Here is a 14337-nt window from a genome sequence, read left to right on the forward strand (position 1 = left end):
GAAAACCTCCGGGAGAGCCAGGAAACGCGGGATGATGGGGCATAATAACGCGTTTTGTTTGCCCCTCCGGCACACCTCTAATGCGTCTCTACCTGACAGGAAGCAGCGGCTTCGTGGGCCAATGGATTGCCCGTCGCGTGGCCGAAACTGCATCGCCCTGGGGCGGAGTCACCCTGGGCGCCGATCCCGAACTCGACATCCTGGACATAGAGGGACTCCGTTCCGCCCTCTCGCAGTTTGCTCCCGATGCCGTACTGCACCTGGCCGCCCAGAGCAACGTGCCGGCGGCCATCGCCGATCCTCGGCATACCGCCCAGGTCAATGTGATGGGCACTCTGAACCTGCTCGACGCCATGGAAAAGGTCGCACCCCGGGCACGGTTGCTCCATGTCGGCTCTGGTGACGTCTATGGCATCGTGCCGGAGGCGGCCTTGCCCATCGTCGAGGAAGCCCCTATCGCGCCCCGCAATCCCTATGCCGCCAGCAAGGTGGCTGCCGAAATGTTCGTGCTGGAACGGGCTCGACGCGGCAGGCTTGATGCCTGCTGCGCGCGAGCCTTCAATCATACCGGTCCCGGCCAATCCGACCAGTTCGTTCTGCCGGCCCTCGCCCTGAAAGTGGCGCGTCTGGCCGCCAGTGGCGCCCAGCATGGAGAGATCGTCGCCGGCGACCTCGACGTCACTCGGGATTTCCTGGATGTGCGTGACGTTATCGATGCCTATCGGATATTGTTGGCGCGGGGCGAAAATGGCGCTGTATATAATGTCTGCTCGGGCGAAGAGGTGCAGCTTCGCCACGCGGCCGAACAGCTTGCCGCCCTTGCGGGCGTCGCCGCCCGATTCGAGCGCGATCCCGGCCTGATCCGGCCGGCCGAGCAGCGCCGGGTCCGGGGCAGTCCGGAGCGACTGCGAGCCCTGGGCTGGGAGCGGGCCATTCCCTTTGCAAACACCCTGCGGGATCTCCTGGCGGACTGTCAGGCCCGTGTCACGATGGAGCTGTAATGAGCAAACAGGCATTGATCACCGGCATCACCGGCCAGGACGGCGCCTATCTCGCCCAACTGCTGCTGCAGAAGGGCTACGAGGTGCACGGGCTGGTGGCCCGGCGGGGCAGCGACCATCCCCTCTGGCGCCTCGACGAGCTGGGTATTTGCGACCAACTGCGGTTGATTGACGGCGACCTGACGGATCTCGCGTCCATCGTCCGCGCCCTGCAGCAATCCCGTGCCGAGGAAGTCTACAACCTGGGGGCCATGAGCTTCGTCGGCACCTCCTGGAACCAGCCGCTGCTCACCGCCCAGGTGACCGGTGTCGGTGCCGCCAACGTGCTGGAGGCGTTGCGCCTGGTCAATCCCACCGCCCGCTTCTATCAGGCCTCCACCAGCGAAATGTTCGGCCTGATCCAGGCCGAGCGGCAAAGCGAATCGACGCCCTTTTACCCCCGCAGTCCCTATGGTGTGGCCAAGCTCTATGGCCATTGGCTGACGGTGAACTACCGCGAGAGCTTCGGGCTACACGCCTCCAGCGGCATCCTGTTCAACCACGAATCACCCCTGCGCGGCCTTGAATTCGTCACCCGCAAGGTGACCGATGCCGTCGCCCGCATCAAGTTGGGCAAGCAGCGGGAACTGCGCCTGGGCAACATCGATGCCAAACGTGACTGGGGCTTCGCCGGCGACTACGTCGAGGCCATGTGGCGCATGCTGCAGCAGGACAAGCCCGATGATTACGTCATTGCCACTGGTCGCACCACCACCGTCCGCGACATGTGCCGTATCGCCTTTGAACATGTGGGCCTGAAGATGGACGACCACCTGATCATCGATCCGGCCTTCTTCCGCCCCGCCGAAGTGGATGTCCTGCTGGGCGACCCGGCCAAGGCCGAATCCAGGCTGGGTTGGCGTGCCACCACCTCCCTGGAGCAGCTGATCGTCATGATGGTGGAAGCCGATCTGCGCCGGTTGAGCGGCGGATGATTGCTATCGGACGGATGCTCCGCAACCTGCCGGGGGCGGCGATCCGCTACCGTGGCCTGGTTCGCGCCATTGTCGCCAGGGAATTGATCGGTCGCTACAGCGGCTCTCTGCTGGGTCCCCTGTGGCTGATCATTCCCCCCGTGTTCATGATCTTCATCTACACGGTGATATTTTCCCAGGTGATGCATTCCCGCCTGCCCGGCAACAACGACACCTTCGGCTACAGCATCTACCTCTGTGCCGGCCTCCTGGTCTGGACGCCCTTTCTCGACGCCATGCAGCGGGCCAAGAATGTTTTCATCGAGCACGCCAATCTCATCAAGAAAAGCGCCTTTCCCCGTTCCATCCTGTTCGTGCCCGTCGCCGTCGTTGCCGCCATCAACTTCATCCTTCTGGCCATCGCTTTCCTGGGTTTCCTTTTGATCACACGGGGCCTGCCCGCGCCCGCCCTGGCCTGGATACCCGTCTGCGCGGCCCTGGCGGCCTGTCTGGGTCTGGCGGTGGGCGCCATCCTGGCGGTGCTGAATGTCTTCTTCCGCGATGTCGGGCAGGTCGCCGATCTTGCGGCCCAGTTGTTGTTCTGGGCCACGCCCATTGTTTATCCGGCCTCCATCCTGCCTCCCGCCGTCCTCGACCTGATGGGCTTCAATCCCTTGTTTCCCCTAGTACGTATCAGCCAGAACGTCGCCCTCGACAGCGGCGCCCTCGACGGCCATACCCTGCTGCTGCCTCTCCTGGGAACGGTCATTGCTGGCGTACTGGCGGTTCTGCTGTTCTCCCGGGCCCGGGCCGACCTGATGGATCAGCTCTGATGGTCATCAGCGTCTCCGGCCTGGGCAAGGCCTACCCCGTCCGCCAGGGCCCCTGGGTTACCCTGGGCGGCTGGTTCGGCTTGACCCCCCCCCAGCGTCGCTGGGTGTTCCGGGGCCTGGACTTCACCATCGGCCCGGGCCAGGCCGTTGGCATCATCGGCGCCAACGGCGCCGGCAAGAGTACCCTGCTCAAGGTACTCACTGGCACGGCCCTGGCGACCGAAGGCGAGGCACGGGTCGAGGGACGGGTTTCCGCCTTGCTGGAACTGGGCATGGGCTTCCATCCCGACTTCACCGGCCGCCAGAACGTCTTCCTCGCCGGCCAGATGCTAGGGCTGGCGCGTCCGGAAATCGCCGCCCTCGTGCCCGAGATCCAGGAATTCGCCGAGATCGGCGACTACTTCGATCAGCCCGTACGCACCTATTCCTCTGGCATGTTCGTGCGCCTGGCCTTCAGCGTCGCCACCGCCGTGCGTCCCGAAGTGCTGATCGTGGACGAGGCCCTGGCCGTGGGCGACATCTATTTCCAGCACAAGTCCTTCGCCCGCATCCGCCGCTTCAAGGAAGAAGGCACTACCCTGCTCTTCGTCTCCCACGATCCCGGCGCCGTGAAAAGTCTCTGCGACCGAGCCCTCCTCTTGGGGGACGGCCGATTGCTGATGGACGGTGATCCAGACGATGTCCTCGATTACTACACGGCTCTTATCGCCGAGCGGGAAAACCGCCATGAGCTGGTCAGCGGTGGTGATCAGTTTCAGGGTCGTTCCGGCAACGGCAAGGCACGCATCGACAGCGTCGAAATCCTGGGAGAAATGGGCGAGGCCCAGGCCCTGCGTGTGGGCGATGCCGCCACGCTGCGTATCCGCTTCACCGCCCACGAGATTCTGCCCGACCTAGTGCTGGGCATGCTGATCAAGGACCGCACCGGTTACGACATTTACGGTATCAACACCCATCAGCGGCCCCACCTGCCGCCCCTTGGCGACCGGCCGGGGCAGCCGCGCACCCTCGATTTCCGCATCCCAGCCCTCAACCTGGGCGCCGGCAGCTACAGTGTCACCGTCGCCCTGCACAGCCATGCCGACCACCTGCATGACAACTACGACTGGTGGGAACGGGCTCTGGTCTTCCAGATCGTACCCAACCACCGGCATGGTCATTTCGTCGGTGTGACGGCACTCCAGGCTGAGCCGTCGATGGAGGAAACCGCGTCGTGATCCTGCCCAACAATCCTCACGTCGATCCAGAGGATGTCGAGCGCCAGTTGCGCCAGACCCTGGCCCGTCGCCGCGAGACTCCCCTGCCGGCAGCCCGCCAGCGGCCTCCCGCCCCGCCGGAACCCCGGTTGTCCTGGCGCCAGCGCTTGAAGCGAATTCCCGTGCTGGGCGCAAGCCTGGTCTTTCTCTATCACCGTTGGCGGCGGATCACCGCACCCGGCATTGGTCGCCGGGAGCGGATCAAGGCCCTGCCCCTGGTGGGTGACCTGTGCTATTTCCTCTGGGTTCTGGCCGATCTGCCCCGCTTCCGACTTACCACCGCCATGAGCCTTGATGCCCTGCGCCAGGATCAACAGACCCTCGTGGCCCAGCTCCAGGCGGCGCGTCAAGACCAGCAGGAACAGCATCGTCGCCAGGGGCTCGCCCAGGAACAACTCCATGCTGAACTGCGCGAATCCGTACAACGGCTGGAGCGGCTCAACCAGAAACTGGCGGAGCGCAACGGCGCCTTGGAGCAGCGCAACGGTGTCTTGGAGCAGCGCAGCGCCGGCCTCGAGGAAAGCAATCGCCTTCTCGAACAGCGCTTGGCCGCCTGGCAGAGCGCTGGCGAGGAACGCCTGGCCATGCACAGTCGAGCCCTGCGTCTGCTTGAACAACGCGCGGCTGCGGACGCGCCAGCCCCATCTGTCGGTGGAGTGGAGGCAGTGGCGGCCCCGGTTCTGGGCAACTTCTATCTGGAATTCGAAACCCGGTTCCGCGGGAGCCCCGAATCCGTCAAGGAGCGCCAGCGCCCTTACCTACCCTATCTGCGGGCGGCGGTGGCGGGTGTCGCCACGCCGCGCTGCGTGGACATCGGCTGCGGCCGGGGCGAATGGCTGGAACTGTTGCGGGAGCAGGGGCTCAACCCCCTGGGGATAGACCTTGACCCGGGCATGGTGCTGGCCTGCCGTGATCGGGGACTCGACGCCCGCCAGGAGGACGGCATCGCCTGGCTGCGGGCCCAGGCGCCGGATAGCCTCGACCTCGTCAGCGCCTTCCAGGTGATAGAGCACCTCAGCCTCGACCAGTTCCTTTCCCTGCTGGATGCCACCCTGGAGGCCCTGGCCCCCGGGGGCATCGCCATCTTCGAAACACCCAATCCCGAGAACCTGATCGTGGGTGCCTGCAACTTCTACTACGATCCCACCCACCGGAACCCCATCCCGCCTCCCGTGGCGGCCTTCATCGCCGAGCAACGGGGCTTTCCAAGAGTCGAGATTCTGCGCCTCAATCCCTACCCCGATTCCATGCTGCTCGAAGGCGGGGACATCGTCTCTCAGCGCCTGAACGGCCTGCTCTACGGACCCCAGGATTACGCCCTGATCGTTGGAAAGCGCCATGCGGATGATTAACGTGGAACAACGAATTGAAACGGCAAGTCAAATTTTCGATCGCGGTGAGCTGGCATCGTCACCTCCCCCGGAGAGGGGGAGGCCGGAAGGGGGCGGGCCTTGCTGCCTTTCGCGTGTTTTATGGACCGGGGCGGAAAATTGGCTTCCATGACCGGTAAAGCCATTCACCAGTTTCACCCCAGTTGCGCTCCCGGTGACGGCGTCACCAACGGCATGTTGTTTACTCGCCGGCTGTTGCGGGACATGGGCTTTGCCTCCGAAATCTACTGCGACCACATCCCGTCCGAGCTGGCCGCCATCGTCCGTCCCCGCCAGGAGCTCGATCCTGCCGCCGGCGCCTGGCTGCTGGTGCATCACAGCCTTGGCTACGAGGACGACGCCTGGCTTGCGCGTTTCGCCGGCCGCGCCGTGCTGGTCTATCACAACATCACCCCGACGGAGATGCTGCCGGCAGAGGGCCCCTGGCGCGACCTGGCCCGCCTGGGCCGCACGCAGCTCACGGCCTGGAAGCCCTGGTTCGCCGGTGCCCTGGGCGATTCCACCCTGAATGTCGATGACCTGCGGGTCGCCGGCTACGAGACTCCCCGGGTGCTGCCCCTGCTGGTGGACCTGCACACCCTGCAGACCGCCCCCTGGGAGGCCGATATCCTCGGGCGCTACCAGGACACCACCAACATCCTTTTCGTTGGCCGCCTGGCGCCCAACAAGCGTCACGACCTCCTGCTCGACGCCTTCGCCGAATATCTTCATCACGGCGCCGACCCCGCCTGCCTGATCCTGCCGGGCAAGGCCCAGGACGCCGCCTGGCAGACCCATCTGGAAGACCGGGCCGAGGCTCTGGGCATCCGCGACCAGGTGGACTTCCTCGGCCCTGTGTCTGACAACGTCTTGCGGGGCCTGTACCGGGCCGCCGACGTCTTTTGCTGCGTCAGCGACCACGAAGGTTTTGGCATGCCCCTGATCGAGGCCGCCTTGTTCGATGTGCCCGTCCTGGCCCGGGCCGTTAGCGGCGTGCCCGACACCCTGGGCGAAGGGGGGCTGCTTACCGACAGCGACGATCCCCGAACCCTGGGCGCCCTGATGCACCTCCTGCTGGACGAGCCCGGTCTGCGGCGCCGGGTCCTGGCGGGCCAGCAGGCCAACCTGACCCGTTTCCATCCCGGAAACCTGGGGGCGGACCTGGCGGATTTCCTCACCGGCCTCGGCCTCGCCGTCCCCCGCCCCCCGGAGCGAGCCGCTGCCGCCGTTCCCCGCTGGCGCGTGGAAGGCCCCTTCGACTCCAGTTACAGCCTGGCCCTGGTCAACCGCGAGACGGCCCGGGCCCTGGTCCGCCAGGGACAGACTGTCGCCCTCTCGCCGACGCCGGGCAGCGGCGAGCCGGACCCCGATCCGGGCTTCCTCGCCCGTCATCCCGACATGGCCGCCCTGGTGCATGCGGCTGGCCGGCCCGGCGCCACCGACGTCACCCTCCGCTTCACCTATCCTCCCCGCTGCGATGCCATGGTGGGCCGGGTGCGCGCCGTCCATGCCTACGGCTGGGAGGAAACCGGGTTTCCCGCCCGCTATGTCCGCTGGTTCAACCGCAAGCTCGACCTCATCACCGTTCTTTCCCGGGAAGTCCGCAAGACGCTCCAGGATGCCGGCGTGCGGGTGCCCATCGCCGTTGTCGGTGCCGGCGTGGACCAATGGGCCGCCCCGGAGAACACAGGCGGGTTGAGCCTGCCCCCCCTGGGCAAGTCCTATCGTTTCCTGCACATCTCTTCGGCCTTTCCGCGCAAGGGCGTGGACGTGCTCCTCGCCGCCTACGGCAAGGCCTTCCGCGCCGATGACGATGTCACCCTGGTCATCAAGACCTTTCCCAATCCCCACAACGACGTCTCCGAACAACTGACCACCCTGCGTCGCCGCGACCCCGGCTACCCGGACGTCGTGCTGATCAACGAGGACTGGCCAGACGCTCGCATCGCCGCCCTCTATAGCCAGTGCCAGGCCTTCGTCGCCCCCGCCCGAGGCGAAGGCCTGGGCTTGCCCATGGCCGAGGCCATGCGCTTCGGCCTGCCCGTCATCACCACCGCCTGGGGCGGGCAGACCGACTTTTGCACCCCGGAAACCGCCTGGCTCATCGACTACCATTTCGCCCCGTCCCGTAGTCACCTGGACGCGGATCACTCCGCCTGGGCCGAGCCCGACGCGGACCACCTGGCGGCCCTGATGACCGAGGTGCGCCAGGCCCCGGCCGCCGTCCTGGCGCCCCGGCTGCGGGCCGCCCGGGAGCGGGTGGCACGGGAGTACACCTGGGATCGCATGGCGGAAAGGACCCGCGCCGCCGTGATGGCCCTGGACCGCCTGCCGGCCTTCCGCCCCCAGCCCCGGGTTGCCTGGGTGTCCTCCTGGAACACCCGCTGCGGCATCGCCACCTATTCCGGTTACCTGTCAGCCGCCATCCCCGACGACCGCTTGCGCGTCTACGCCAGCCGGGACGGCGACCCTGTGGCCGAGGACAAGCCCAACGTGACGCGCTGCTGGGATACCGGCCTGCACGGCACCCTGGACGAGCTGAGGGCCGCGCTGGCGCGGGACAAGCCGGAAGCCCTGGTCATCCAGTACAACTACGGCTTCTTCCCCCTGGCCCAACTGGCCGCCCTGAGCGATGACCAGCACCGGCGCGGCGGGCAGACGCATCTTTTCCTTCATGCCACCCAGGACGTGGACAAGCCCGACTTCAAGGCCTCCCTGCGGGAAATCGTTCCCGCCCTGGGGCGTATGGACCGCATCTACGTCCATGGCCACGATGACCTGGACCGGCTGCGCGCCCTGGGTCTGGCCACCAACACCACCCTGTTCCCCCACGGCATTCCCCTGCCTGAAGGCGTGCCCGATGCAGGCCTGCGGGCCGCCCGGGGCCTGACAGACAAGCGCGTCATCGCCAGCTACGGCTTCCTGCTTCCCCACAAGGGCCAGCGCCAGTTGCTGGAAGCCTTCGCCCTCCTGGCCGAAAAGCACCCCGACCTGCACCTGGTCCTGAGTTGTGCCCTCTACCCGGTGGCCGAATCCTTTGCCGAAAGGGAGACCATCGAAGCGATGGCGAAGCAGGCTGGCATCACCGACCGAGTCCACTTGATCACCGACTTTCTGCCGGACGCGGAGAGCTTCTCCTGGCTACAACTGGCCGACCTGGTGGTCTATCCCTATCAGCACACCCAGGAATCCGCCAGCGGCGCCGTGCGCATGGGCCTGGCCTGCGGTCGGCCCGTGGCCGTCACACCCTTGTCCATCTTCGACGACGTGGATGCCGTGGTCCATCGCCTGCCGGGCATTTCCCCCGAACAGATGGCCCGGGGCATCGAAGCACTGCTGGCCGATCCGGTGCGGCTGGCCTCCCGCCAGGCCGCCGCCGACCGCTACCGGGCCGCCCGAGCCTGGCCCGCCCTTGCCCGGCGCTTCCTCGACATCGTGGACGCCCTTGCCAACGCCCTGCCGGAACCCGATGATGCAGCCCATGGCTGAATCGGTGCCCATTCTCGTCTCCCTGGTCATCCCCGTCTTCAATGAGGCGGAAGGCCTGCCCGCCAACCTGCCCTGGCTGCTGGAACAGGCCGCCGTGCCGGGGGTGGAGTTCGAGGTCCTGGTGGTGGACGACGGCTCCCGGGACGCCACTGCCGAAGCCCTTGCCACCCTGGCCTCGGCCGATGCCCGCATCCGGCCCCTCTTTTTCACCCGCAACTTCGGCAAGGAAGCGGCCATCGCGGCGGGGCTGGACCACGCCCGAGGCGAGGCCGCCATCGTCCTGGACAGCGACCGCCAGCATCCGCCGCAGATGATCCCCACCATGATCGAACGCTGGCGCCAGGGCTTTGCCGTGGTGGAGGCCTTCAAGCGTCACCGGGGAGAGGCCGACCTGGGCGGCGGCCTGCCGGCCCGGCTGTTCTATCGGCTATTCGCCCGCGCCTCGGGCATCGACCTGGCCGGACAGACCGACTTCAAGCTCCTGGACCGCAGCGTCATCGAGACGCTGAAGGCCATGCCCGAACGTCGGCGCTTCTTCCGGGGCCTGGTGGCCTGGGCGGGCTATCCCAGCGCCCGCCTACCCTTTGACGTGCCGCCCCGGGTGGGCGGTACCAGCCGCTGGCCCCTGGTCCGGCTGGTGCGCTACGCCGTGGACGGTCTGATGGGCTTTTCCGATCTTCCCCTGCAACTCATCGGCGGTGTGGGCGCCCTGGTGTTGGCCGTGGCGGGTTTCGCCGGCGTCGTTGCCCTCTACCAGAAGCTGGCAGGCACCGCCCTGGATGGTTTCACCACCGTCATCATCCTGCTCGCCCTGGCCAGCGGCGCCCTGATGCTGGGCCTGGGTATCGTCGGCCTCTACCTGGCCCGCATCCACGAACAACTCCAGGGCCGCCCCCCCTACCTGCTGCGCCGACCCGAGGATCGCCAGCCATGAACGCCTGGGCCTTCGCCCTGCTGGCCGTCGTCCTCAACGTTGGCGCGCAACTGGCCCTCAAGCTCGCCGACGGTCGGCTGCTGTCGCTCCCCCTGGTCGTCGCCCTGGCCTGCTACGGCGCCAGCTTCTTCCTCACCTTGAAAATCTACGCTGTCAATCCCCTGAGCCTGGCGGCCCCCCTGATGGCGGGCCTGACCTTCCTGCTCACCCCCCTGGCCGCCGTGCTGATCCTGAACGAAAGCCTTGGCCTGGCGCGGGTGGGCGGCATCGTCCTGATCCTGGCCGGCATCCTCGTCCTGACGCGGGCCGGATGAAATTGGCATTCCGTGACCCGGGCCACGCGGGCCTGTCGGGCGCCCTGCTGGGAGGACTCTTTTTCCTTGGGGTGTATGGCCCCCACATTCTCGATCCGCGCCAGATCGCCTGGCTGCTTCACGGCGACCCGGCCCAGCACTACCTGGGCTTTGCCTTCTTCCGCCACGCCCCCTGGACCTGGCCCCCAGGCCTCATCCCGGGCCTGGGGGGCGGCACCAGCCTGGTCTATACCGACGCCATCCCCCTCCTGGGGTTGCTGTTCAAGCCTCTCTCCCCCTGGCTGCCGGCGGATTTCCAGTATTTCGGCGCCTGGATGTTGCTCTGCCACCTGCTCCACGGCGCCTTCGCCGCCCGCATCCTGACCCGCCTGGGCTGCGACGGCACCGCCCGCGCCGCCGCGACCCTGCTGCTGCTCTCCAGCCCGGCCCTGGCCCTGCGCGCCTACGGCCACGAATCCCTGATGGCCCACTGGCTGCTGTTGGCCGCCATCGACGCCTGGTTGGCCAACCGTCCCGGCCGCCAGGGCCTGCTGCTCTGCCTGGGCGCCCTGATCCACCCTTACTGGCTGGCCCTGCTCGCGCCCTTCGCCCTGTACCACTGGTGGCGGGCCGGCCGTCCCCTGGTGCCACTGGCGGGAACGGCCCTGCTGCTCATCCTGCTGATGGCGGCGGCGGGCTATTTCATCGCCCGCCCTGGTCAGTTGGCGGCGGAAGGCTACGGCCACTACTCGGCCAACCTGCTCACCTTCCTCGACCCCATGGACTGGCAAGGTTTCCTGCGCCACTACGGGCGGCCCACCGATGGCACCGGGGAGTGGTCGCGTCTTCTGCCGCCCCTGGGCCAGGCCACCGCCGGCCAGTACGAGGGTTTCGCCTACCTGGGGGCCGGTGTGCTGTTGCTGTTGGCCCTGGCGGCGGGCATGGCCTTGTGGCGCCGGTCCAGTGGTTCCATCGGTCCCGCCGGCAAGGCCCTGACCGCACTACTGCCCCTGGCCCTCGTCCTGTTCCTCTACGCCCTCTCGGCCCGGGTCACCCTGGGAACCGCCGTCCTCACCGATCCCCAACTGCCGGACGGCCTCCTCAAGCTGCTCGGCATCTTCCGCTCCACCGGTCGCTTCGTCTGGCCCCTGGCCCTGCTGCTGCCCCTGCTTGCCCTCGCCGTCCTTGCCAGCACTTTTTCCCGGCGCACCCTGGCCCTGCTGCTGGTCGGACTCTGCCTGCTGCAAGGCGCCGACCTTTCCGCCAAATGGGGCGAATTCCGCCAGCGCTTCGCCTCCGGTGGTCTTGGCCGGCTACCCGACTTCGAGGCGCCGGCTTGGCAAGCCGCCGCCCCCTGTCGGCATCTGGTGGTGCTGCCGCCCCGCACCGAAGGCGAGGACTGGATCGCCCCGGCCCTCTTCGCCGCCCGCCACCGGCAAAGTCTGAACGCCGCCTATCTGGCCCGGGCCGATGAAACTGCCCGCCAGCAGGACGAGGCCCGGCACCGGGCCGACCTGGCCGCCGGCCGGCCGGCCTCCGGCACCGCCTACTGGATTACCGACGAGGCCGCCTACCCCGTGCCCGCCGAGGCCCTGGCCAGCCGTGTCCTGCGCCTGCCCGTGCCGGTGGGCGAGGGCGGTGGCCAGATTCTGATCTCCCGGGAAAGCCCATGCTCGGCACCCTGAGACTGCTGCTGGCCCTGATGGTGGCCCTGAGCCACGCCGACGTGCGCTGGTGGGGGCTGAATCCCGGCGTCATTGCCGTCGTCGGCTTCTACGCCATTTCCGGCTATGTCATGACGGGCCTGGTGCGTCGCCACTACGCCAGCCGTGCCCTGCTGCCGCGCTTCTACGCCGACCGTGCCTTGCGCCTGCTGCCGGCCTACTACGCCGTGATCCTGGCGGCCCTGGCCTGGTACCTCTGGCACGGCCCCGACGCCCTGTTCCTGGTGCGCCTGCCCCTCTGGCGCGACCTCTTCAACCACCTGCTGATCGTGCCCCACAACTATTACATGTGGAACGACGCCGATCATTTCGTCCTCATCCCCCCGGCCTGGTCCCTGGGCTGCGAAATCCAGTTCTACCTGCTGTTTCCCCTGATCCTGCTCTCCGGCGCACGCCTGCCGGTCCTGGCTTTGAGCCTGGGTGTGTACCTGGCGGCCTTCGTCGGCCGCCTACCCACCGAGTGGTTCGGCTATCGCCTGCTTCCCGGCGTCCTGTTCATCTTCCTGCTGGGTTCCTGGCTGGCGGACCTCCATCGCCAGGGCCGGTGGAATGCTGCTCGGCTGCTGGCCCTTGCTATCCCCATCCTCGCCGGCCTGCTGGCGGCGGTGGGCGCCGGTGCCGGCAAGACCGCCATCCCCTACAACCCGGAAACCCTGCTGGGTCTGGCCCTGGCCCTGCCCCTGCTGCACCTGCTGGCGCCCCGTCCCGGCAAGGCCTGGGACGAACGGGCCGGCGACCTCTCCTACGGCCTGTTCCTCTGCCACTTTCTGGTCTTCTGGCTCTGGCCCGGCGCCGACACCGGACCCCTGGCCCTGCGTGTCCTGGCGGCCCTGACCCTGGCCTGGCTGATCCACCGCTTCATCGAGGCACCCATTCTGGCCTGGCGCCATCGCCTGCGCGCCCCGGCCGCCGGGAGTCTGGAAAAGTGATCTGCATCACACCTATTGACGTTAAACTATTGTTTGATTGGTCTGGGTCTTCAGGTAAGCCCAAGGCGATGCCCTGGCGTTGAAGAGGATGTACCGATGGCGAGGGCGCGTTTGTGCGCCTCCCAGCCGAGATTTCTGTAGGAACCTGCTTATGACGAGGCTTTCATCTTCCCGTGGTCTGCTCACCGGCGCCTTGGGGCGCTGGGCGGCGTTCGCCCTGCCCTTGCTGGCGGGGCTGGCCCTGCCAGCCGGCGCGGTGGAGGGCGAAGTCGTCTTCGTGCGGGGCGATGCCCGGCTCCTGCCCGCCGAGGGCCCGGCCCGCATCCTCCGGGCGGGAGACAAGATCGCGCCCGGCCAGGGCCTGCAAACCGGCAAGGACGGCTACATTCACATCCGCTTTCCCGACGGCGGCTTCGTTGGCCTGCGTCCGGCCTCCCGCTTTGCCCTGGAAGCCTACGGCGTGGACCCGGCCTCCCCCGAGGGGCTGAAGGTACGCTACCGTCTGGAGCAGGGCACGGTGCGCACCATCACCGGCAAGGCCATCGAACAGGACAAGAGCCGCTACCGCTTCAATACTCCCCTGGCTGCTATTGGTGTGAGAGGGACGGATTACGTGGTTCAGGTGACCGACAACGCGGCGCGGGCCTCCGTCAATGCCGGCACCATCGTCCTGGCACCCTTCGGCGCGGGCTGCGAGGCGGCGGCCCAGGGGCCCTGCGATACCATCAACGCCCGTACCCTGGCGGCCATGGGCAACGCCTATCTCGAATACCGGGCCGGCGCCGTGGCGCCGGAAATCAAGCGGGCCGCCATGCCCAACGGCGCCCCCACCCTGCCCGAGGAGCCCAGTCCCCAGAAGCGGGCCGAGGCCGGTGCCGCCCTGACCACCGTGGACCCGACGGCTACTGCCACCGCCAACCGCATCAACGACGTGCTCGGTGGCGAGGCCGCCAGCCGAACACCGGCGCCCCCCCCGGTGAGCGAAGTGCCCCCGTCGGTGGTGGTGCCCGAGCCTCCGCCCCAGGTGACCTGGGGCCGCTGGGCCAGTATCGCCACCCTGTCGCCCACGGTGGCCGAGCAGACGGCCAAGGGCTATGAATCCCGCCTCTCCAACCCCCTGTTCGGCCTGATGAGTTCCTCCATGCCCGAAACCTTGCCCAAACAAGGCGTGGCGGGCTTCAACCTGCGGGCCGGCGAGGCCTATCTGCGGGAGGGCGCCAGCCTCACCCCCATGGTTCTGCGCGACGCCAGCCTGACGGTGGACTTCGGCAACCGCCGCTTCGACACCCGGCTCACCGTCAGCGGCGCCGGCCTCGACCTGCCCCTGGCCGCCACCGGCAGTGTGCAATGGCAGGGCTACCTGCTGGGCGACAACGCCCGTTCCACCATGGAAGTGGTCGGCCTTCTGGCCGGTCCCGGGGCCACCGAGGCGGGCTATCTCTTCGACAAGACCCTGAGCGGCGGCGCCAGCCTTTCCGGCGCCACCGCCTGGCGCCGCTAGCCCTGTTGCGCACAGGCGCTGCTCATCGTCGCCACCTCCGACAGCCCCGTTTCG

General features: G+C 67.6%; 11 protein-coding genes. All 11 read left to right on the forward strand.

The features are described from left to right. Positions 1-80 precede the first annotated feature (80 nt). Positions 81-1001 (forward strand): GDP-mannose 4,6-dehydratase, encoded by a 921-nt coding sequence (locus DENOEST_RS18740; RefSeq protein WP_145770349.1) that lies wholly within the window; start codon positions 81-83, stop codon positions 999-1001. Next, positions 1001-1975 carry a GDP-mannose 4,6-dehydratase gene (locus tag DENOEST_RS18745; protein ID WP_145770350.1) on the forward strand — a complete coding sequence of 325 codons (975 nt, stop codon included), beginning with the start codon at positions 1001-1003 and terminating at the stop codon, positions 1973-1975. Before DENOEST_RS18740 ends, DENOEST_RS18745 begins: the two co-directional genes overlap by 1 nt. Next, positions 1972-2787 (forward strand): ABC transporter permease, encoded by an 816-nt coding sequence (locus tag DENOEST_RS18750; RefSeq protein WP_170228162.1) that lies wholly within the window; start codon positions 1972-1974, stop codon positions 2785-2787. Before DENOEST_RS18745 ends, DENOEST_RS18750 begins: the two co-directional genes overlap by 4 nt. Then, positions 2787-4004 carry an ABC transporter ATP-binding protein gene (locus tag DENOEST_RS18755; RefSeq protein WP_145770351.1) on the forward strand — a complete coding sequence of 406 codons (1218 nt, stop codon included), beginning with the start codon at positions 2787-2789 and terminating at the stop codon, positions 4002-4004. The genes DENOEST_RS18750 and DENOEST_RS18755 overlap by 1 nt, the downstream gene beginning before the upstream one ends. Beyond that, entirely contained in the window at positions 4001-5395 is a 1395-nt protein-coding gene (locus DENOEST_RS18760) for a class I SAM-dependent methyltransferase (protein ID WP_145770352.1), read from the forward strand. The genes DENOEST_RS18755 and DENOEST_RS18760 overlap by 4 nt, the downstream gene beginning before the upstream one ends. Before the next feature lie 147 nt (positions 5396-5542). Further along, positions 5543-8902 (forward strand): glycosyltransferase, encoded by a 3360-nt coding sequence (locus tag DENOEST_RS18765; protein ID WP_170228163.1) that lies wholly within the window; start codon positions 5543-5545, stop codon positions 8900-8902. Continuing rightward, positions 8895-9836, forward strand: coding sequence for a glycosyltransferase family 2 protein (locus DENOEST_RS18770; protein WP_170228164.1), 942 nt, complete (start codon positions 8895-8897; stop codon positions 9834-9836). Before DENOEST_RS18765 ends, DENOEST_RS18770 begins: the two co-directional genes overlap by 8 nt. Continuing rightward, positions 9833-10150 (forward strand): DMT family transporter, encoded by a 318-nt coding sequence (locus tag DENOEST_RS18775; RefSeq protein WP_145770355.1) that lies wholly within the window; start codon positions 9833-9835, stop codon positions 10148-10150. The genes DENOEST_RS18770 and DENOEST_RS18775 overlap by 4 nt, the downstream gene beginning before the upstream one ends. After that, on the forward strand, positions 10147-11814 hold the full coding sequence (locus DENOEST_RS18780) for a DUF6311 domain-containing protein (protein ID WP_145770356.1): 1668 nt from the start codon (positions 10147-10149) through the stop codon (positions 11812-11814). Before DENOEST_RS18775 ends, DENOEST_RS18780 begins: the two co-directional genes overlap by 4 nt. Further along, a complete protein-coding gene (locus tag DENOEST_RS18785) occupies positions 11799-12782 on the forward strand; it encodes an acyltransferase family protein (protein ID WP_145770357.1) in 984 nt (327 codons plus the stop codon). Before DENOEST_RS18780 ends, DENOEST_RS18785 begins: the two co-directional genes overlap by 16 nt. A 151-nt stretch (positions 12783-12933) precedes the next feature. Further along, positions 12934-14283, forward strand: coding sequence for a FecR family protein (locus DENOEST_RS18790; protein WP_183148289.1), 1350 nt, complete (start codon positions 12934-12936; stop codon positions 14281-14283). The last annotated feature ends 54 nt before the right edge of the window (positions 14284-14337 follow it).

This window comes from Denitratisoma oestradiolicum (assembly GCF_902813185.1).
Classification (GTDB): domain Bacteria; phylum Pseudomonadota; class Gammaproteobacteria; order Burkholderiales; family Rhodocyclaceae; genus Denitratisoma; species Denitratisoma oestradiolicum.

Excerpts from the sequence above, each read along its gene's own strand:
- DENOEST_RS18765 (WP_170228163.1), top strand. The coding sequence starts at position 5,543 with ATGACCGGTAAAGCCATTCACCAGTTTCACCCCAGTTGCGCTCCCGGT.
- DENOEST_RS18770 (WP_170228164.1), top strand. The coding sequence starts at position 8,895 with ATGGCTGAATCGGTGCCCATTCTCGTCTCCCTGGTCATCCCCGTCTTC.
- DENOEST_RS18740 (WP_145770349.1), top strand. The coding sequence starts at position 81 with ATGCGTCTCTACCTGACAGGAAGCAGCGGCTTCGTGGGCCAATGGATT.
- DENOEST_RS18745 (WP_145770350.1), top strand. The coding sequence starts at position 1,001 with ATGAGCAAACAGGCATTGATCACCGGCATCACCGGCCAGGACGGCGCC.
- DENOEST_RS18785 (WP_145770357.1), top strand. The coding sequence starts at position 11,799 with ATGCTCGGCACCCTGAGACTGCTGCTGGCCCTGATGGTGGCCCTGAGC.
- DENOEST_RS18775 (WP_145770355.1), top strand. The coding sequence starts at position 9,833 with ATGAACGCCTGGGCCTTCGCCCTGCTGGCCGTCGTCCTCAACGTTGGC.
- DENOEST_RS18780 (WP_145770356.1), top strand. The coding sequence starts at position 10,147 with ATGAAATTGGCATTCCGTGACCCGGGCCACGCGGGCCTGTCGGGCGCC.
- DENOEST_RS18790 (WP_183148289.1), top strand. The coding sequence starts at position 12,934 with ATGACGAGGCTTTCATCTTCCCGTGGTCTGCTCACCGGCGCCTTGGGG.
- DENOEST_RS18750 (WP_170228162.1), top strand. The coding sequence starts at position 1,972 with ATGATTGCTATCGGACGGATGCTCCGCAACCTGCCGGGGGCGGCGATC.
- DENOEST_RS18755 (WP_145770351.1), top strand. The coding sequence starts at position 2,787 with ATGGTCATCAGCGTCTCCGGCCTGGGCAAGGCCTACCCCGTCCGCCAG.